This window comes from Streptomyces sp. NPDC093261 (assembly GCF_044753645.1).
Taxonomy (GTDB): domain Bacteria; phylum Actinomycetota; class Actinomycetes; order Streptomycetales; family Streptomycetaceae; genus Streptomyces.
Window position 1 is genome coordinate 212,341 of record NZ_JBIVNO010000002.1, and the last position, 18,640, is coordinate 230,980.

Sequence of the window (18,640 nt, forward strand, 5' to 3'; positions counted from 1 at the left end):
GGGCTGTGGAACAGCAGCCCACCACCGCCCCCACCGGCCGCGCCATCGAGACCGTCTTCCGCCTGGAGTCCCCGCGGGTCGTCGCCGGAGTCGCCCGTATCGTCCGCGACGTCGGGATCGCCGAGGAACTCGCCCAGGACGCGCTGGTCGCGGCCCTGGAGCAGTGGCCCCGGGACGGTGTGCCCGACCATCCCGGCGCCTGGCTCATGGCCACCGCCCGGCACCGCGCCGTCGATCTGGTCCGCCGCCGGGAGCGCTACGCCCGCAAGCTGGCGGAGATCGGCCGGAACCTGGAGACCACCGCCGCGCCCGGGGAGCCCGCGGATCCCGACGACATCGACGACGACCTGCTCCGCCTGGTCTTCACCACCTGCCACCCGGTGCTGTCCCCGGAGGCCCGCACCGCCCTCACCCTGCGGCTGCTCGGCGGTCTGACGACGGCGGAGATCGCCCGCGCCTATCTCGTCCCGGAGCCGACGATCGCCCAGCGCATCGTGCGGGCCAAGCGCGCGCTGGCGACGCGCAACGTCGCCTTCGAGGTCCCGTACGGCCCCGAACGCGAGGCCCGTCTCGGCTCCGTCCTGGACGTCATCTACCTGATCTTCAACGAGGGTTACGCGGCCACATGCGGCGACGACTGGCTGCGGCCCTCCCTGTGCGAGGACGCCCTGCGCCTGGCACGGATCCTGTCCTCCCTCATGCCGAAGGAACCGGAGGCGCACGCGCTGACCTCGCTCCTGGAGTTCCAGGCGTCCCGCACCCCCGCCCGCACCGGTCCCGACGGCGCCCCCGTCCTCCTCAAGGACCAGAACCGCCGCCGCTGGAACCGCATGCTCATCGCCCGCGGCATCACCGCCCTGGCTCGCGCCGACGCGACCGCCACCGGCGCGCCCGGCCCGTACGCCCTCCAGGCGGCGATCGCCGCGTGCCACGCGCACGCGCACACCTACGAGGAGACCGACTGGACCGCCATCGCCACCCTCTACGGTCTGCTCGCCGTCCGGTCCCCGTCCCCCGTCGTCGAGCTGAACCGCGCCGTCGCCGTGTCGCAGGCGGAAGGTCCCGGACCGGCCCTGGAGATCGTCGACCGGCTGACCACCGAACCCGCCCTGCGGGACTACCACTTGCTGCCGAGCGTCCGCGGCGATCTACTGGTCCGGCTGGGCCGCCCCGTCGAGGCCCGCGCCGAGTTCGTCCGAGCCGCCGCCCTGGCCCGCAACGAACGCGAGCGGGAGCTGCTTCGGGCCCGCGCCCGGGAGTGCGGCTAGGCGGTGGGGAGCCCCTCAGGCCGGGTGCCCCAGCAACATCGTCGGTGCTCCGGCCACCCGGGTCAGGAACACGGTCACCGCGTGAGGGCCGTACGGCTTGGGCAGGACCTTGCGGCGCAGTTCCTCCGGCTCCACCGCCGAGCCGCGCTTCTTCACGGTCAGCACCCCGACCTCCCGCTCCCGCAGCAGGGCCTTCAGCCTCTTGACGTTGAAGGGGAGCCGGTCGGTGATCTCGTAGGCGGTGGCATGGGGGGAGTCGTGGTGCGCGTCCGCGGTCACGTACGCGATCGTGCCGTCGATCAGGCCGCCGTCCAGTTCCTCGGCCGCCTCGGCCACCAGATGCGCGCGGATGACGGCGCCGTCGGGCTCGTAGAGATAGCGGCCGAGCGGGCGCACCGGCGGATCGGGCAGGCCACGGCCGCGCAGCTCGCGGGGCCCGGGCAGCAGGGTGGCCCGGACGAGACCGGGCTCGGTGCCGAACCACAGCACCGCCTCCTTCACCTCCCCGCCGTCCGAGATCCACTCGGCCTCCGCCTCGGCCGGTACCGCCTCGTGCGGGATGCCGGGCGCGACCTTCAGCGCGGCGTGCCGCGCCGTCAGGGCCGTGGCCACGGCCCAGGACAGCGGGGGTGAGTAGGCCTCCGGGTCGAAGATGCGGCCACGCCCGCCGCGCCGTGCCGGATCCACGAAGACGGCGTCGTACGGCGAGACGTCCACCCCCGTGACGTCGGCCTCACGCACCTCGATCAGCGCGGACAGGCCGAGCGCCTCGGCGTTCGCCCGTGCCACCGCCGCGGTCAGCGGGTCACGGTCCACGGCCAGCACCCGGATGCCGGCCCGGGCGAGCGCGATCGCGTCACCGCCGATGCCGCAGCACAGGTCCGCGACGGAGGACACGCCGAGCGCCCGCAGCCGCTCCGCGCGATGGACGGCGACCGTCGTCCTCGTCGACTGTTCGACACCGTTGGGGGTGAAGAACATCCGCTGCGCGTCCTCGGCCCCGAACTTCGCCGCCGCCCGCTCGCGCAGCCGCGCCTGGGTGAGGGCCGCCGACACCAGTTCGGCGGGGTGCTCGCGGCGCAGCCGGGTGGCGACGGCCAGCTCCTCGGCAGGGGCGGTGCCGCGCACCTCGTCGAGGAGGGCGCGGCCCTCGGGGCCGAGCAGGGAGTCGAGGGAGAGGGCGTTCACGGGGCCATTGTCGGCCAGTCGGTGGAAGGCGTGCGTCCGGACGCGGTGTCGGCCCGCCGTGGCCCTCGGCGGCTGCAAGGATCCGAAACCATGCAGCTCGTACGACAAGATGAACAAAAACGTGCGAACCGTATCAGGAGAGGTGTACGGCGCCGGCCCGGGCCCGAGGGCGGTGCGGTGGCATGCCCGGAGGGCCACCTGTGAGGGGGCGGCGCCGGCTGCGGGCGATGCTCGCCGGAGCGCTCGCCGGCATGCTGCTGGCGGGCTGCGCCCAGTCCGTCGACCCCATTGAGCGGCTGGGCAGGAAGGCGGCGCAGCGGGTCCACCCCACACCCGCCGCCCATGAGCGGGCCTATCGGCGCTGGGGCCTGCCCGCCCCGCTCGCGCCCGCACCCCGGCCGAAACGCCGCCCGGGCCGGGCGGAGGAGCACCTGCCGGCCGTGCTCGACCGCGTTCCCACCCATGACAGGGTCGTCTTCCTGACCTACGACGAGGGCGCCGAGAACGACCCCCGGTTCGTCGACATGGTCCGCGAACTGCGGCTGCCGGTCAGCGTGTTCCTCGCCGACAGCGCCGCGGACCCCGGTTACGCGCGCGCCGCACGGTTGCGGGCCGCCGGCGCGGTCATCCAGAACCACACCCTGGACGACGCCGCGCTGCGCGGCCGCCCCTACGACGAGCAGCGCGCGGAGATCTGCGGCCAGCGCGACCGGCTGAGGGCGCGGCTGGGCGTGCTGCCCCGGCTGTTGCGGCCGCCGCAGGGCGGATACGACCGTACGACGCTGGAGGCCGCGGCGGACTGCGGCATCAAGGCCCTGATCCTGTGGCGCCCCGCGCCGGGCCCGGGGGCCGGCCGTCACCGCAGGGGCGTGACGCTCCACTCGGGGGACATCGTCCTGGCCCATGAAGCGGGCCGCCCCCTCACCTCGCTGGCCGCCGAGACGACGCGGCTTCTGCGCCGTATCCAGGCACGGGGGTTCACGGTGGGGCGCCTGGAGGACTACCTGTAGGCCGGCATGGGGCACCCGGTCACGCGGCGCGCCACGGGTAACTGGCACTCCGCTTGACCGAGTGCTAATCGCGGTCATAGTCTCGGCCCTGGCACTCCCCACTGGAGAGTGCCAACACGCGACGGGCAGGTCCGGCACCCGCGACGACGGATCCACCTGGTCGCCACCTCAGACAGTTAACCCCGTGAGATCTCCGAAGGGGGAGGTCGGATCGTGACGACCACCAGCTCCAAGGTTGCCATCAAGCCGCTCGAGGACCGCATCGTGGTCCAGCCGCTGGACGCCGAGCAGACCACGGCCTCTGGCCTGGTCATCCCGGACACCGCGAAGGAGAAGCCCCAGGAGGGCGTCGTCCTCGCCGTGGGCCCGGGCCGCATCGAGGACGGCAAGCGCGTCGAGCTCGACGTCAAGGTCGGCGACGTGGTGCTCTACAGCAAGTACGGCGGCACCGAGGTGAAGTACAACAACGAGGAGTACCTCGTTCTCTCGGCTCGCGACGTGCTCGCGATCATCGAGAAGTAACTCACCGAAGCAGACTGCTTTGAGCTGCGCCCCTGGCCCCCGCGACCGTTGATCAGCCGGGCGTCGGGGGCGCCGTTCGTTTTCACCGCGATGACGGCTGCTCCCCGGGAGCGGCCGGGGATCGCATTCGAGAGGACTGAAACGCTCCATGGCGAAGATCCTGAAGTTCGACGAGGACGCCCGTCGCGCCCTCGAGCGCGGCGTCAACAAGCTTGCCGACACGGTCAAGGTGACGATCGGCCCCAAGGGCCGCAACGTCGTCATCGACAAGAAGTTCGGTGCCCCGACCATCACCAACGACGGCGTCACCATCGCCCGTGAGGTCGAGGTCGAGGACCCGTACGAGAACCTCGGCGCCCAGCTGGTGAAGGAGGTGGCGACCAAGACCAACGACATCGCGGGTGACGGCACCACCACGGCCACCGTGCTCGCCCAGGCGCTGGTTCGCGAGGGCCTGAAGAACGTCGCCGCGGGTGCTTCCCCGGCCGCCCTGAAGAAGGGCATCGACGCCGCGGTCAAGGCCGTCTCCGAGGACCTGCTGGCCACCGCCCGCCCGATCGACGAGAAGTCCGACATCGCCGCCGTCGCCGCGCTGTCCGCCCAGGACCAGCAGGTCGGCGAGCTCATCGCCGAGGCGATGGACAAGGTGGGCAAGGACGGTGTCATCACCGTCGAGGAGTCCAACACCTTCGGTCTGGAGCTGGACTTCACCGAGGGCATGGCCTTCGACAAGGGCTACCTGTCGCCGTACTTCGTGACGGACCAGGAGCGCATGGAGGCCGTCCTCGACGACCCCTACATCCTCATCCACCAGGGCAAGATCTCCGCCATCGCGGACCTGCTGCCGCTGCTGGAGAAGATCATCCAGGCCGGCTCCTCCAGGCCGCTGCTGATCATCGCCGAGGACGTCGAGGGCGAGGCCCTGTCCACCCTGGTCGTCAACAAGATCCGCGGCACCTTCAACGCGGTCGCCGTCAAGGCCCCCGGCTTCGGTGACCGCCGCAAGGCGATGCTCCAGGACATGGCGGTCCTCACCGGCGCCACGGTCGTCTCCGAGGAGGTCGGCCTCAAGCTCGACCAGGTCGGCCTGGACGTGCTCGGCTCCGCCCGCCGCGTGACGGTCACCAAGGACGACACGACCATCGTCGACGGCGGCGGCAAGCCCGAGGACGTCGCGGGCCGCATCGCCCAGATCAAGGCCGAGATCGAGACCACGGACTCCGACTGGGACCGCGAGAAGCTCCAGGAGCGCCTCGCGAAGCTGGCCGGCGGTGTGTGCGTGATCAAGGTCGGCGCCGCCACCGAGGTGGAGCTGAAGGAGAAGAAGCACCGTCTGGAGGACGCCATCTCCGCGACCCGCGCCGCGGTCGAGGAGGGCATCGTCTCCGGTGGTGGCTCCGCGCTGGTGCACGCCTCCAAGGTGCTCGAGGGCGGCCTCGGCAAGCAGGGCGACGAGGCCACCGGTGTCGCCATCGTGCGCCGCGCGGTCGTCGAGCCGCTGCGCTGGATCGCCGAGAACGCGGGCCTGGAGGGCTACGTCATCGCCTCCAAGGTCGCCGAGCTGGAGAAGGGCCAGGGCTACAACGCCGCCACCGGCGAGTACGGCGACCTGATCAAGGCCGGCGTCATCGACCCGGTCAAGGTCACCCGCTCCGCCCTGGAGAACGCCGCCTCCATCGCCTCCCTGCTGCTCACGACCGAGACGCTGGTCGTCGAGAAGAAGGAAGAGGAGGAGCCGGCGGCCGCGGGTCACGGCCACGGCCACGCCCACTGACGGCTGATCCCCACGAGCCGACCGAGGCCCGGCCCCCTGAACACGGGGCGCCGGGCCTCGGCGCGTTCCGGCGCCGGTGACGCCCGGGACGGGGCCCCGTGCCCGCCGCGTCGGGCCCGGGGCCTCAGGTCTCCAGCGCGTCGAGCGCGCCGAGCTGCTCCATCAGCCCCAGTTGGTCGTACTGCCACCAGATGTCGGCGATCTTCGCGTCCGGCCCGAGCCGGAACAGGGTCATCCCGGTCATGGTGACCTGTCGTCCGGTGGAGGCGATCCCGAGGAACTCGCCCTGGTGCGTGGCCTTCCAGGCCCATCGGGCGCAGACCCGCTCGCCCTGCGCGACCACGTCCTCGGCGGTGAAGGTGAAGTCGAAGGCGTCCCGCCACACCCGGCACTCGCGCCGGATCGCGTCCAGTCCGATGGTGTCCTGCGGATTGACCGGATCGTGGCTGTGGCAGTCCTCCGTGATCAGGTCGTTGAGCGGCGGCAGTTCACCCGCCGTCGAGAGGGTGTCGAAGAAGCGCCGCACGGTGTCCGTGCACAACTGCTCGTCGCGCACCACGTCGAGATCCGTGAAGACGGGCATCTCGTCGCACAGGGCGACCATCTCCTGGAAGATCCTGCCGGTCTCGGGCAGGTTCGAGTTCCGCATCGCCTCCTCGTACGACGGGAACTCCAGGAGTTCGACGAAGTGCGACCCGTCGGACCGGTCTCTGCCGACCAGGTCGTGCGTGGCCGTGCGTTTCCCCCTCGTCTGCTCGACCCACGCGTCGATCAGCCGGTTCATCTCCTCGAACCGGTCCGTCTTGCACTCGATGAGCTGTACGAAGGTCATGACGTCGCCTCCGGCGCGCTGCGTCCGGTTCGGTCATGGCCATTTTCCCACCGGAGCGGCGACGTCACCTCCGCCGGTCACTGCGGCCCGTACCTGCGCCCCGTCCGGGAGGTGATCCCGCCCAGCAGCGCACGCGGCGTCACCTTCACCACACCCATCAGCGCCTTGTACCGCGGGTCCGGAATGGACAGCGTCTTGCCCCGGGCCAGGTCCGCGAGCGCGGAGGCGACCAGCTTGTCGGCGTCCAGCCACATCCAGCCCGGGATGTTGTCCGTCCCCATGCCTGCCCGCTCGTGGAACTCCGTGCGCACGAAGCCCGGCGCCAGCGCCATCAGCCGTACGCCCGATCCGGCCAGGTCCCGGGCCGCGCCCTGGGTGAACTGCACGACCCACGCCTTGGACGCGCCGTAGGTGCCGCGCGGGACGAACGCCGCGACCGAGGCCACGTTCACGATGCCGCCGCGCCCGCGCGTGCGCATGGCCTCGGCCGCCGCGCTGGTCAGCCGCAGCACGGCCTCGCAGTGCACCTTGAGCATCCGCAGCTCGTCGGCCATCGGCACGTCGAGATAACGGCCCTTGTTTCCGAAGCCCGCGTTGTTGACGAGCAGATCGACCGGGTTCCTGAGGTCGGACAGGCGCCCGGCCACCGCCTCGATACCCTCGTCGGTGGCCAGGTCCGCGGTCAGCACCTCCGCCTCGATGCCATGGCGGTCGTGCAGTTCCGTCGCCTGCTCGCGCAGCCGCTTGGTGTCCCGTGCCACGAGGACGAGGTCATGGCCGTCGGCGGCGAGCCGCCGTGCGAACGCGGCGCCGATGCCCGCGGTCGATCCCGTAATCAGAGCCGTTGTCATGCGCCAACGATAGTGACCCGGACTGAGCGCGTCCGCCCGCCGGACCCGGGATTTCACCGGCTCCGCCGCCAACGTCCGCGGGTGTCACGTCAGTTCCCCCCGGCCTGCTCGCGCGCGTACTGCCGCGCCGACTCCGCGATGTTCGCGTGTAGCGCGTCGCCCGCCGCCAACAGACGCGGCAGCAGGTGCCGTTCCGTGGTCGACGCCCGGAACTGGAGGGCGACCGTGATGTCGTGGTCGGGCCGGTGCACGATCTCCACGGCGTCACCGACCCGTAGCTCACCCGGCGTGATCACCCGCAGATACGCGCCGGGGGCGCCCTGCCGGGTGAACCGCCTGACCCAGCCTCGCTCACCCAGATGCTCCTGGAAGGTGCGGCACGGTATCCGGCCCGAGGTCACCTCCAGCACCACCTCGGGCCCTATGCGCCAGCGCTCGCCGATCCGGGCGCCCGACACATCCAGCCCCTCGGTGGTGAGGTTCTCGCCGAAGGAGCCGCTCGGCAGCTCCCGGCCCAGCTCCCGCTCCCAGGCGTCCAGGTCCTCCCGGGCGAACGCGTACACCGCCTGGTCGTCGCCGCCGTGGAAGCGCAGGTCGCACACCGCGTCCCCGGCCAGCCCGCTCGCGCCGGCCCCCCGGGGCCCCGGCGCCGCCACCCGCACCGGCCCGTCCACGGGCCGCTTGTCGATGCCGGTCAGACCCTCCGGCTGGTCGGTGTAGGCCACGGACCTGGGGCGGCCCAGGTTTACAGAAAGAAGCTTCATGCCCGCACGGTAGGGGACGGCGGGTCAAAGCGTCGACGTGATATGTGCCGCCGTACCCAAGATGCCCTTATGCTCACAGGGTGATCGAGGCCCGTCATCTCCGTGTGCTGCGCGCCGTGGCCGCCACCGGCTCCTTCTCGGCGGCGGGGCGAGAGCTGGGCTGCACCCAGCCCGCCGTCAGCCAGCAGATGAAGGCGCTGGAGGCGTCCGTCGGCACGCCCCTGCTCGTCCGCACCGGCCGCGAGATACGCCTGACCCAGGCCGGCGAGGCGCTGGTGCGGCACGCGTCGGGCATCCTCGCCGGGCTGACCGCCGCGGAGGAGGAGGTCGCCGCCATCGCGGGGCTGAGGGCCGGCCGCGTCCGTCTTCTCTCCTTCCCGAGCGGCAGCTCCACACTCGTCCCCACCGCGCTCGCCGCCCTGCGCGCCGCGCACCCCGGCACCCGGGTCTCCCTGGAGGAGGCCGAGCCGCCCGAGTCCGTCGAGAAGCTGCGCGCGGGCGACTGCGATGTGGCGCTCGCCTTCCGCTACGAGGGCGCGGCGGGCGCCAAGGAGTGGGAGGACCTGTTCGTACGCCCCCTGCTCACCGACCGGCTGGTCGCCCTCGTCCCCGAGGGGCACCGGCTGGCCCGTGCGCAGTCCGTCGCCATCGGCGAACTCGCCGGGCAGCCGTGGATCGCGGGCTGTCCGCGCTGCCGGGGGCATCTGGTGGATGTGTGCGAGAGCGCCGGTTTCGCGCCCCGTATCGACTTCGCGACCGACGACTATCCGGCGGTGGTCGGCCTGGTGGGCGCCGGGCTCGGCGTGGCCGTGCTGCCCCAGCTCGCGATCGAGTCCGTACGTCCGAGGGGGGTGCGCCCGGTGGCGCTGGAACCCGCGGTGCGGCGGGAGATCGTCGCCCTGACGCTGCCGGATCTGGCGCACGTACCGGCGGTGGCGGCGACGTTGGAGGAACTGGCGCGGGCGGCCGTGCGCTAGCCCGGTCCGCGAAGGGGGCCGCCTGAGTTGCGGCCGCGGTACTCCCGGAGGACCCGCGTACCCCAAAAATGGGCACGCTCGTGCGTGCCCGTCGTGCTGAAACGTTCCTTCAGTTGTTCGAGGCGGCGGAGCCCCCGCTGGAGGTCGATGCCGGAACCAGCCGGTTCCGTGCCCGCCCCATGAGCTCCTCGCGCTCGTCCTCGGTCAGTCCGCCCCATACGCCGTACGGCTCGCGCACCGCCAGTGCGTGGGCCGCGCACTCGGCGCGTACGGGGCACCTCATGCAGACCTCTTTGGCCGAGTTCTCACGAGCGCTCCGGGCCGCCCCGCGTTCTCCCTCCGGATGGAAGAAGAGCGAGCTGTCGACCCCACGGCAGGCCGCATGGAGCTGCCAGTCCCACAGATCCGCGTTCGGACCGGGAAGGCGGGAGAAATCTGCCATTGCGTGTCCCCTTGTTGCCGTTTTGGGCGGATACCTGCCCCTGACCGTACATCGACGATCTAAGGATATGAAAATATGACTCATTGAGAATCTAGCCCTAGACACCAGCAAACGGGAAGAAAAGCGGCTAAATGGGGCATGGTTGTGATGAAAGTTCGAGGGTCCGCCGCGCATGTATGCACCGTGTCCGCGCCCTCACGTACAGTGCCGAAGACGACTTGCTGCACCGTAACTCTTTCGAGTGACCATCGTTGAGAGTGCGGAGGCGGTTGAAACAACAAGCGCTCGGGCAGGCGTCCGAGGGCGTCGACCGCTCAGGTGACGATTCGTACCAGCCTGGAGGCTCAAGGTGACGCGCATCAGCTGCGGAGGGCGGTCATGACATCCGTCCTCGTCTGCGACGACTCCCCGCTTGCCCGAGAGGCGCTCCGCCGCGCGGTGGCGACCGTGCCCGGTGTCGAGCGCGTGACGACGGCGGCCAACGGCGAGGAAGTCCTCCGCCGCTGGGGTGCCGACCGTTCGGACCTGATTCTGATGGACGTACGCATGCCCGGTCTGGGCGGCGTCGAGACGGTCCGGCGGCTGCTGTCCGCCGACCCCGGTGCACGCATCATCATGCTCACCGTCGCGGAGGACCTGGACGGGGTGGCCCTCGCGGTCGCCGCCGGCGCGCGCGGATACCTGCACAAGGACGCCTCGCGCGCGGAACTGCGGGCGACCGTCACGCAGGCCCTCGCCGACCCGACCTGGCGGCTGGCCCCGCGCCGGCTGCGCTCGGCCGAGATGGGTGCCGCGCCGACGCTCACCGCACGCGAGATCCAGGTCCTCGAGGGCATGAGCCACGGCCGCTCGAACGCGGAGATCGGCCGTGAGCTGTTCCTCTCCGAGGACACGGTCAAGACGCATGCGCGCCGGCTGTTCAAGAAGCTCGGCGCCTCGGACCGTGCGCACGCCGTGGCGCTCGGCTTCCGATGGGGCCTGGTCCGCTAAGTGGACCACCGCGGGGGTACGCAGATCCCCGCCTACCGCAGGGTGGGCGGGGCCCGCAACGGGGCCCGCCGGGTGCCCGCTGCTCGTTTCGCCGCGGATGCCGCATCCTTGAGGTGTGGAGTTCCTCGGGGACGAGTCGGACGAGCGGGAGGGGAGGGCGCAGGCGATGGGTTCCGGCGCACCTGCTCATAACGCTTCGGTGCACAACTACGGACGCGGTGCCACGGATCGGACGACGCCAAGGCACCATGGACCGATGCGCGACGACGAGACAACGGTGATCGGTGCGCTCGTCCACCGCGCCGTCGACGGCGACGAGCAGGCAACCCATGACCTGCTCGCGCGCGTTCACCCCCTGGCCCTGCGCTACTGCCGTACGCGGCTGTCGCGGCTGCCCGGTGACGCGCGGCACTTCGTCGAGGACCTGGCGCAGGAGGTCTGCGTGGCCGTGCTGCTCGCGCTGCCGCGCTACAAGGACACCGGACGCCCGTTCGAGGCGTTTGTCTTCGCGATCGCCGCGCACAAGGTCGCGGACCTGCAACGTGCGGCGATGCGGCACCCCGGCTCGACGGCGGTCCCGTCGGACGAGATGCCCGAACGCCCGGACGACTCCCTGGGCCCCGAGGAGCGGGCGCTGCTGAGCAGCGACGCCGAGTGGGCCAAGAAACTGCTGGCCAACCTTCCCGAGAACCAGCGCGAGCTGCTCCTGCTGCGTATCGCCGTGGGCTTGACCGCGGAGGAAACAGGTCAGATGTTGGGAATGTCACCGGGAGCGGTGAGGGTGGCGCAACACAGGGCGCTGAGCAGGCTGCGCGCGCTCGCCGAGCAGTAGCGGCACCTCTGTCGTCCCCGCGTGCCGCGGCCCCTGTCCGCGGCCGCGGTTTCTTCACCGTCGCAACGGCGACCAGCCAGAAGGCGCGGTTCGGCGGCGTCGGGGACCGCTCCGGCCGCGCGCCGTACGGCCCCGCCGGCCCCGCGTCCGAACCGGCGGACCGTCGTCTCCGTACGAACATACGAAGCCGAGGGTCACTCCCCGCCGTGGAATGAGATACCCACGCTTCCCGTTAGCATGGACATCCGCACCGATCAAGGCCATTTGGGGAAGGTGTCATGACTGCCAACGTCGACGGAGTGCCCGAGAAATTCGCGACACTCGGGCTGACCTACGACGACGTGCTGCTGCTGCCGGGCGCGTCGGACATGGCGCCCGACGAGATCGACACCACCTCGTACGTCTCCAAGAATGTCCGGGTCAACATCCCGCTTCTGTCCGCCGCCATGGACAAGGTCACCGAATCGCGCATGGCGATCGCGATGGCCCGCCAGGGCGGCGTCGGTGTACTGCACCGCAACCTGTCCATCGAGGACCAGGCCAACCAGGTCGACCTGGTCAAGCGCTCCGAGTCGGGCATGGTGGCCAACCCCATCACCATCCACCCGGACGCCACCCTGGCCGAGGCCGACGCCCTGTGCGGCAGGTTCCGCATCAGCGGTGTCCCCGTCACCGACCCCGCGGGCAAGCTGCTCGGCATCGTCACCAACCGTGACATGGCCTTCGAGAACGACCGTTCCCGCCGGGTGCGCGACGTCATGACCCCGATGCCCCTGGTCACCGGCAGGGTCGGCATCACCGGCGACGAGGCCGTGGAGCTGCTGCGCCGCCACAAGATCGAGAAGCTTCCGCTGGTCGACGACGAGGGCGTCCTGAAGGGCCTCATCACGGTCAAGGACTTCGTCAAGGCGGAGAAGTACCCGAACGCCGCGAAGGACGCCGAGGGCCGGCTCATCGTCGGTGCCGCGGTCGGCGTGGCGGGCGACGCCTTCGAGCGCGCCCAGGCGCTGATCGAGGCCGGTGTCGACTTCATCGTCGTCGACACCGCACACGGCCACTCCCGGCTGGTCGGCGACATGGTCGCCAAGATCAAGTCGAACTCGTCCGGCGTCGACGTCATCGGCGGCAACATCGCCACCCGCGCGGGCGCGCAGGCCCTGATCGAGGCCGGTGTGGACGGCATCAAGGTCGGTGTCGGCCCGGGCTCCATCTGCACCACCCGCGTGGTCGCCGGTATCGGTGTGCCGCAGGTGACCGCCATCTACGAGGCCTCGCTCGCCGCCAAGGAGGCCGGTGTCCCGGTCATCGGCGACGGTGGTCTGCAGTACTCGGGTGACATCGCTAAGGCCCTGGTCGCGGGCGCCGACACGGTGATGCTGGGCTCCCTGCTCGCCGGTTGCGAGGAGTCGCCGGGCGAGCTGCTCTTCATCAACGGCAAGCAGTTCAAGTCGTACCGCGGCATGGGGTCCCTGGGTGCCATGCAGTCTCGCGGCGACCGCAAGTCCTTCTCCAAGGACCGCTACTTCCAGGAGCGCATCGCCTCCGACGACGAGCTGATCCCGGAGGGCATCGAGGGCCAGGTGCCCTTCCGCGGCCCGCTCTCCTCGGTCGTCCACCAGCTCGTGGGCGGTCTGCGCCAGTCGATGTTCTACGTCGGCGGCAAGACGGTCCCCGACCTCCAGGCGAAGGGCCGCTTCGTCCGGATCACGTCCGCGGGCCTCAAGGAGAGCCACCCGCACGACATCCAGATGACGGTCGAGGCGCCGAACTACAGCAGGAAGTGACGCACGCGCGCGTGGAGCGCGGGTGACGAGCCCCGCGCGCGTGGAGCGCGGGCGACCTCAGAGGGCGGTCCGGCGGCTTCCGGGCCGCCCTCGCCCTGCGTCCGGGGGAGCCCCCGTCGTGGCCGTCGGCGATACTGGAAGACGCTGAAACGCATCAGGGAAAGGCCACAGACGTGACTGAGATCGAGATCGGGCGCGGCAAGCGCGGCCGCCGGGCGTACGCCTTCGACGACATCGCCGTCGTCCCCAGCCGCCGTACGCGGGACCCGAAGGAGGTCTCGATCGCCTGGCAGATCGACGCCTACCGCTTCGAGCTGCCCTTCCTGGCCGCCCCCATGGACTCGGTCGTCTCCCCGGCCACCGCGATCCGCATCGGCGAGCTGGGCGGCCTGGGCGTGCTGAACCTCGAGGGCCTGTGGACGCGGTACGAGGACCCGCAGCCGCTCCTCGACGAGATCGTCGCGCTGCCGGTCGAGGCCGCCACCCGCCGCCTCCAGGAGATCTACGCGGCTCCGATCAAGGAGGAGCTGATCGGGCAGCGCATCAAGGAGGTGCGCGACTCGGGCGTGGTCACCGCGGCCGCGCTCTCCCCGCAGCGCACGGCCCAGTTCTCCAAGGCCGTCGTGGACGCGGGCGTGGACATCTTCGTCATCCGCGGTACGACGGTGTCGGCGGAGCACGTCTCCCACTCGCACGAGCCGCTGAACCTGAAGCAGTTCATCTACGAGCTCGACGTCCCGGTGATCGTCGGCGGCTGTGCCACCTACACCGCCGCCCTGCACCTGATGCGCACCGGCGCGGCCGGCGTCCTGGTCGGCTTCGGCGGCGGCGCCGCGCACACCACGCGCAACGTGCTCGGCATCCAGGTCCCGATGGCCACGGCGGTCGCGGATGTGGCGGCGGCCCGACGCGACTACATGGACGAGTCCGGCGGCCGGTATGTGCACGTGATCGCGGACGGCGGCGTCGGCTGGTCCGGCGACCTCCCCAAGGCGATCGCCTGCGGCGCCGACTCCGTGATGATGGGCTCCCCGCTGGCCCGCGCCACGGACGCGCCCGGCAAGGGTCACCACTGGGGCATGGAGGCCGTCAACGAGGAGCTGCCGCGCGGCAAGAAGGTCGACCTCGGCACGGTCGGCACGATCGAGGAGGTTCTCACCGGCCCCTCGCACACCCCGGACGGCTCGATGAACCTCTTCGGCGCCCTGCGCCGGGCCATGGCCACCACCGGCTACAGCGAGCTGAAGGAGTTCCAGCGGGTCGAGGTCACGGTGGCGGACTCACAGCACCGGCGGTGACATGACGCCGCGCTCGGCTTGAGCGGACGAAGGGGCCTGGTTCACTCCGATGGGTGAACCGGGCCCCTTTGTGTGTCCAAGTGCCCAGGTGGGGGCGCGTTTTGCTGCGGAGGGGCGCACGGTTGCCTTGGAGACGAAAGCGTGAGGGACGGCCGTGTCGAGCCGATAGTGTCCGTGTTCGGCGACCCCGTTCTCTGGGGCGCCCCCTTCCAGGGACAAGGTTCCGGACCCCGGCCGGTCGGGGCCCGGCCCGAGTTCCGATGGGCCGTCCACCGGGCAACTGGGCGGCGTCATGGAAGGGGGCGCGCCCATGGGCCGTCACCGCAAGCCCACCCGCCGGGACCGGATCCGTCTGTGGATGGTGAAGTGCCGCAGGAGGTGGATCTTGCGGATGTTCGGATGGTGAGCGGCCACCCCCAACAGAGATAGGGGTGGACACTCTGTTCACCATTCAGGAGCCTGCCGCAACGCCCATTGCGGTGGGCTCCGCCTTTTGTTGTACGGTACCGGATCGGCCGTCGGGTGATCCGGCTCCGCAGGAGGTGGATCTTGCGGATGTTCGGATGGTGAGCGGCCACCCCCAGGAGAAATAGGGGTGGACACTCCGCAGCACCGTTCGGAGTCCGCCGCCATGCCCTCGGCGACGGGCCCCGCCTGCCGTACCGTAGCGGCGCGGCCGCCCCCCGTGCCACCGTCCCCGGAGGCTCGGGCAGCGGACGCGCCCCCCTTCACAACCGATGCGCCGCCCCCGTGGGCGTGGCGCCCCGCGTGTCCAGCAGAAGCTGGGCCTTCACCGACAGGCCTTGCAGGTCGTAGGTGCGGTGCTGCTGGAGCAGGATGGTCAGGTCCGCGCCGGCTGCCGCCTCGTAGAGGGAGTCCGCGCGCGGGATCGGGCGGTCGAGGACGCTCCACGCCGGGACGTGCGGGTCGTGGTAGCTGACGGACGCGCCCAGTTCCATCAGGCGCAGGGCGATCTCGTGCGCGGGGGAGCCCTGGAGGTCGGCGAGGTCCGGCTTGTAGGTCACACCGAGCAGCAGGACCCGGGCGCCACGGGCCGACTTGCCGTGCTCGTTCAGGAGGGCGGCGGCGCGCTGCACGACGTACATGGGCATGCGGCTGTTGACCTGCTGCGCCAGTTCGACCATGCGCAGCGCGCGCCCGGACGGGCCCGTCAGGTCCTGGGGGACGGCGTGACCGCCGACGCCGGGGCCGGGGCGGAACGCCTGGAAGCCGAACGGCTTGGTCTCCGCGCAGCGGATGACGTCCCACAGGTCGACGCCCAAGTCATGACAGAGCACCGCCATTTCGTTGACGAGGGCGATGTTGACCTGCCGGTAGTTCGTCTCCAGCACCTGTACGGTCTCCGCCTCGCGTGGCCCACGCGCGCGTACCACCTTGTCGGTCAGACGCCCGTAGAAGGCGGCGGCGGACTCCGTGCAGGCGGGGGTGAGGCCGCCGATGACCTTGGGCGTGTTGGCGGCCCCGAAGTCGCGGTTGCCGGGGTCGACGCGGCTCGGTGAGTAGGCGAGGTGGAAGTCGCGGCCCGCGCGCAGCCCGGAGCCCGCTTCGAGGAGCGGACGCAGGAACTTCTCCGTGGTGCCGGGCGGGACAGGTGACTCCAGGATGACGGTGGTGTGCGGGCGCAGCCGCCCGGCGAGGGTGCGGGCGGCTGCCTCCACCTGGGTGAGGTCGGGGGCGCCGTCCGCCCCGCGCGGGGCCGGGGCGCAGATGACGGCGGTGCGGACGCGGCCGAGTTCGACGGGGCTGGAGGTGGGCCGGAAGCCCCGCGCGAGCATCCGGCGCAGTTCGGCGGCGGTGAGGGAGCCGGCCTCGGGACCTGTCCGGTACCCGAGTGTCGGGATGCCGGCCGCGACGGCGGCCTGGGCCAGGGGCAGGCCGAGATGACCGAGTCCGATGACGGCGAGATCTGCGGGCATGGCGTGGGCCGTCCTTCCCAGTAACCGAAGCGGGAGAGGTGTGCAACCGCTGTGGACAGAATGAGCGAGAGACAAGGGCAATGTCAGACTAGGAGTAAATATGACCGATTTGCGTGATTGACTGCGCGCGTTTCCTCGGGTGTTTGTCCACAGGCTGCCGGTGCGTGGTGGCCGAAGTCGGGCATCACGGTCACACTTTGGGCATGAGGAGAGGTGAGCCGGGTCTCGCTTGACGGGTGTGGCCGGCGCGACATGGCGGGAGGCAGCGGTGAGGACAGGGACACTGGGGCCGGCGCAGCGTGCCGAGTCACTGGCGGACATGGCCGAGCGCGAGCTGGACGTGCTGGTCGTGGGCGGGGGCGTGGTCGGAGCGGGCACGGCGCTGGACGCCGCCACCCGCGGCCTGTCCACGGGCCTGGTCGAGGCCCGTGACTGGGCGTCGGGCACCTCCAGCCGGTCGAGCAAACTGATACACGGCGGCCTGCGCTATCTGGAGATGCTGGACTTCGCGCTCGTCCGCGAGGCGCTCAAGGAGCGCGGTCTGCTGCTGGAGCGCCTGGCGCCCCATCTCGTGAAGCCGGTCCCGTTCCTGTACCCCCTTCAGCACCGGGGCTGGGAGCGGCTGTATGCGGGCTCGGGCGTCGCGCTCTACGACGCCATGTCGATGGCGCGCGGTCACGGCCGGGGGCTGCCGCTGCACCGTCACCTGAGCCGCCGTCACGCCCTTCGTGTCGCGCCCTGCTTGAAGAAGGACGCCTTGGTCGGCGCATTGCAGTACTACGACGCGCAGGTGGACGACGCCCGCTTCGTGGCCACCCTGGTGCGCACCGCCGTGTGGTACGGCGCGAAGGCGGCCAACCGCGCCCGCGTCATCGGCTTCCTGCGCGAGGGCGAGCGGGTCGTCGGCGCCAGGGTCCAGGACGTGGAGGGCGGCGGGGAGTACGAGGTCCGCGCCCAGCAGATCGTCAACGCGACGGGGGTGTGGACCGACGACACCCAGGCGATGGTGGGCGAGCGGGGCCAGTTCCACGTCCGGGCGTCCAAGGGCATCCACCTGGTGGTCCCGAAGGACCGGGTGCACTCGACGACGGGTCTGATCCTGCGAACCGAGAAGTCCGTCCTCTTCGTCATCCCGTGGGGCCGGCACTGGATCATCGGCACGACCGACACCGACTGGAACCTCGACAAGGCACACCCCGCCGCCTCCAGCGCCGACATCGACTATCTGCTGGAGCATGTGAACTCGGCCCTCGCGGTGCCGCTCACGCGGGACGACGTCGAAGGTGTGTACGCAGGCCTCAGGCCCCTGCTCGCCGGCGAGTCCGAGGCCACCAGCATGCTCTCCCGTGAGCACACCGTGGCGCACCCGGTGCCCGGCCTCGTGGTCGTCGCGGGCGGCAAGTACACGACGTACCGGGTGATGGCCAAGGACGCCGTCGACGAGGCGGTGCACGGCCTCGACCGGCGGGTGGCCGAGTGCGTCACCGAGGACGTCCCCCTGCTGGGCGCCGAGGGATACCGGGCGATGTGGAACGCGCGGGCGCGCATAGCGGCGGGCACCGGACTGCACGTGGTCCGGGTCGAGCACCTGCTGAACCGCTACGGCGCGATGGCGGAGGAGGTGCTCGACCTGATCGCAGCCGACCCCTCCCTGGGCGGACCGCTCCACGCGGCCGACGACTATCTGCGCGCCGAGGTGGTGTACGCCGCGTCGCACGAGGGCGCCCGGCATCTGGACGATGTGCTGACCCGGCGGACCCGCATCTCGATCGAGACGTTCGACCGCGGCACGCGCAGCGCCCGGGAGGCGGCCGAGCTGATGGCCCCGGTGCTCGGCTGGGACATGGACCAGATAGAGCGGGAGGTGGAGCACTACGAGAAGCGGGTGGAGGCGGAGCGGGAGTCGCAGCGTCAGCCCGACGATCTGACGGCGGACGCGGCGAGGCTGGGGGCGCCGGACATAGTGCCGCTGTAGCGGCCGGGGGCCGGGCAGCCGGGCGCCGGGGTGCGAGCGCGCCGGGGTGCCGGGTGGGGCGGGGGGCCGGGAGCGATGGGGCGCTGGGGCGTACCGGGGTTCACCCGAACGGGTGGCGCAATTCGGGATCGCTGTTCGGGACCGGGTCGTTCCACGGGGTGCGGGACGGAATGCGCCCGTAGGCGGGCCCGTTCCG

The 18,640-nt window shown here is 71.3% G+C and carries 16 protein-coding genes; 10 read left to right on the forward strand and 6 right to left on the reverse strand.

Annotation, left to right across the window (positions count from 1 at the left end; all coding sequences use genetic code 11):
• Window positions 1–5 precede the first annotated feature (5 nt).
• Window positions 6–1,268 carry an RNA polymerase sigma factor gene (locus ACIP94_RS07450; RefSeq protein WP_402420866.1) on the forward strand — a complete coding sequence of 421 codons (1,263 nt, stop codon included), beginning with the start codon at window positions 6–8 and terminating at the stop codon, window positions 1,266–1,268.
• Window positions 1,269–1,283: 15 nt separating this feature from the next.
• On the opposite strand, the gene ACIP94_RS07455 is transcribed toward ACIP94_RS07450, so the two are convergent.
• Window positions 1,284–2,456: a methyltransferase domain-containing protein gene (locus ACIP94_RS07455; protein ID WP_402420868.1), complete on the reverse strand. Its 1,173-nt coding sequence runs from the start codon at window positions 2,454–2,456 to the stop codon at window positions 1,284–1,286.
• Window positions 2,457–2,638: 182 nt separating this feature from the next.
• On the opposite strand from ACIP94_RS07455, the gene ACIP94_RS07460 reads away from it, so the two are divergent.
• The 3 genes from ACIP94_RS07460 (at window position 2,639) to groL (ending at window position 5,762) form a co-directional block, all read left to right on the forward strand.
• The gene (locus ACIP94_RS07460; RefSeq protein WP_402420871.1) at window positions 2,639–3,466 is read left to right on the forward strand and encodes a polysaccharide deacetylase family protein; all 828 of its coding nucleotides are present in this window, start codon (window positions 2,639–2,641) and stop codon (window positions 3,464–3,466) included.
• Window positions 3,467–3,679: 213 nt separating this feature from the next.
• Window positions 3,680–3,988, forward strand: coding sequence for a co-chaperone GroES (groES, locus tag ACIP94_RS07465; RefSeq protein WP_234513400.1), 309 nt, complete (start codon window positions 3,680–3,682; stop codon window positions 3,986–3,988).
• Between the two features lie 148 nt (window positions 3,989–4,136).
• Complete coding sequence (gene groL, locus ACIP94_RS07470; RefSeq protein WP_402420874.1) at window positions 4,137–5,762, forward strand: chaperonin GroEL; 1,626 nt, start codon at window positions 4,137–4,139, stop codon at window positions 5,760–5,762.
• Between the two features lie 124 nt (window positions 5,763–5,886).
• Here groL and ACIP94_RS07475 read toward each other — a convergent pair whose 3' ends face one another.
• The 3 genes from ACIP94_RS07475 to ACIP94_RS07485 all read right to left on the reverse strand — a co-directional run bounded on the left by ACIP94_RS07475 (window position 5,887) and on the right by ACIP94_RS07485 (window position 8,209).
• A complete protein-coding gene (locus ACIP94_RS07475; RefSeq protein ID WP_402420877.1) occupies window positions 5,887–6,594 on the reverse strand; it encodes an ester cyclase in 708 nt (235 codons plus the stop codon).
• 77 nt (window positions 6,595–6,671) lie between these two features.
• Complete coding sequence (locus tag ACIP94_RS07480; RefSeq protein WP_402420879.1) at window positions 6,672–7,445, reverse strand: SDR family NAD(P)-dependent oxidoreductase; 774 nt, start codon at window positions 7,443–7,445, stop codon at window positions 6,672–6,674.
• A gap of 89 nt (window positions 7,446–7,534) precedes the next feature.
• Window positions 7,535–8,209, reverse strand: a complete 675-nt coding sequence (locus ACIP94_RS07485; protein WP_402420881.1) for an MOSC domain-containing protein — start codon at window positions 8,207–8,209, stop codon at window positions 7,535–7,537.
• 80 nt (window positions 8,210–8,289) lie between these two features.
• Between ACIP94_RS07485 and ACIP94_RS07490 the strand changes: the two genes are divergently transcribed.
• Complete coding sequence (locus ACIP94_RS07490; RefSeq protein WP_402420884.1) at window positions 8,290–9,186, forward strand: LysR family transcriptional regulator; 897 nt, start codon at window positions 8,290–8,292, stop codon at window positions 9,184–9,186.
• A 109-nt stretch (window positions 9,187–9,295) separates the two neighbouring features.
• Here ACIP94_RS07490 and ACIP94_RS07495 read toward each other — a convergent pair whose 3' ends face one another.
• Entirely contained in the window at window positions 9,296–9,628 is a 333-nt protein-coding gene (locus ACIP94_RS07495) for a WhiB family transcriptional regulator (RefSeq protein WP_310765088.1), read from the reverse strand.
• Window positions 9,629–10,006: 378 nt separating this feature from the next.
• Here ACIP94_RS07495 and ACIP94_RS07500 point away from each other — a divergent pair, with 378 nt between their 5' ends.
• From ACIP94_RS07500 to ACIP94_RS07515, 4 genes are all read left to right on the forward strand, one after another.
• On the forward strand, window positions 10,007–10,618 hold the full coding sequence (locus tag ACIP94_RS07500; RefSeq protein WP_003948568.1) for a response regulator transcription factor: 612 nt from the start codon (window positions 10,007–10,009) through the stop codon (window positions 10,616–10,618).
• Window positions 10,619–10,874: 256 nt separating this feature from the next.
• Window positions 10,875–11,450: a sigma-70 family RNA polymerase sigma factor gene (locus ACIP94_RS07505; RefSeq protein WP_030571403.1), complete on the forward strand. Its 576-nt coding sequence runs from the start codon at window positions 10,875–10,877 to the stop codon at window positions 11,448–11,450.
• A gap of 278 nt (window positions 11,451–11,728) precedes the next feature.
• Window positions 11,729–13,234, forward strand: coding sequence for an IMP dehydrogenase (guaB, locus tag ACIP94_RS07510; protein WP_402420889.1), 1,506 nt, complete (start codon window positions 11,729–11,731; stop codon window positions 13,232–13,234).
• Window positions 13,235–13,407: 173 nt separating this feature from the next.
• On the forward strand, window positions 13,408–14,532 hold the full coding sequence (locus ACIP94_RS07515) for a GuaB3 family IMP dehydrogenase-related protein (protein WP_402420892.1): 1,125 nt from the start codon (window positions 13,408–13,410) through the stop codon (window positions 14,530–14,532).
• A 728-nt stretch (window positions 14,533–15,260) separates the two neighbouring features.
• Here the strand turns inward: ACIP94_RS07515 and ACIP94_RS07520 are convergent.
• Window positions 15,261–16,469 carry a nucleotide sugar dehydrogenase gene (locus ACIP94_RS07520; RefSeq protein WP_402420895.1) on the reverse strand — a complete coding sequence of 403 codons (1,209 nt, stop codon included), beginning with the start codon at window positions 16,467–16,469 and terminating at the stop codon, window positions 15,261–15,263.
• A 268-nt stretch (window positions 16,470–16,737) separates the two neighbouring features.
• Here ACIP94_RS07520 and ACIP94_RS07525 point away from each other — a divergent pair, with 268 nt between their 5' ends.
• Entirely contained in the window at window positions 16,738–18,444 is a 1,707-nt protein-coding gene (locus tag ACIP94_RS07525) for a glycerol-3-phosphate dehydrogenase/oxidase (protein ID WP_402420897.1), read from the forward strand.
• Window positions 18,445–18,640: the final 196 nt, after the last annotated feature.

Excerpts from the sequence above, each read along its gene's own strand:
- ACIP94_RS07460 (WP_402420871.1), top strand. The coding sequence starts at position 2,639 with ATGCCCGGAGGGCCACCTGTGAGGGGGCGGCGCCGGCTGCGGGCGATG.
- groL (WP_402420874.1), top strand. The coding sequence starts at position 4,137 with ATGGCGAAGATCCTGAAGTTCGACGAGGACGCCCGTCGCGCCCTCGAG.
- ACIP94_RS07475 (WP_402420877.1), bottom strand. The coding sequence starts at position 6,594 with ATGACCTTCGTACAGCTCATCGAGTGCAAGACGGACCGGTTCGAGGAG.
- ACIP94_RS07480 (WP_402420879.1), bottom strand. The coding sequence starts at position 7,445 with ATGACAACGGCTCTGATTACGGGATCGACCGCGGGCATCGGCGCCGCG.
- ACIP94_RS07485 (WP_402420881.1), bottom strand. The coding sequence starts at position 8,209 with ATGAAGCTTCTTTCTGTAAACCTGGGCCGCCCCAGGTCCGTGGCCTAC.
- ACIP94_RS07495 (WP_310765088.1), bottom strand. The coding sequence starts at position 9,628 with ATGGCAGATTTCTCCCGCCTTCCCGGTCCGAACGCGGATCTGTGGGAC.
- ACIP94_RS07500 (WP_003948568.1), top strand. The coding sequence starts at position 10,007 with ATGACATCCGTCCTCGTCTGCGACGACTCCCCGCTTGCCCGAGAGGCG.
- ACIP94_RS07505 (WP_030571403.1), top strand. The coding sequence starts at position 10,875 with ATGCGCGACGACGAGACAACGGTGATCGGTGCGCTCGTCCACCGCGCC.
- guaB (WP_402420889.1), top strand. The coding sequence starts at position 11,729 with ATGACTGCCAACGTCGACGGAGTGCCCGAGAAATTCGCGACACTCGGG.
- ACIP94_RS07520 (WP_402420895.1), bottom strand. The coding sequence starts at position 16,469 with ATGCCCGCAGATCTCGCCGTCATCGGACTCGGTCATCTCGGCCTGCCC.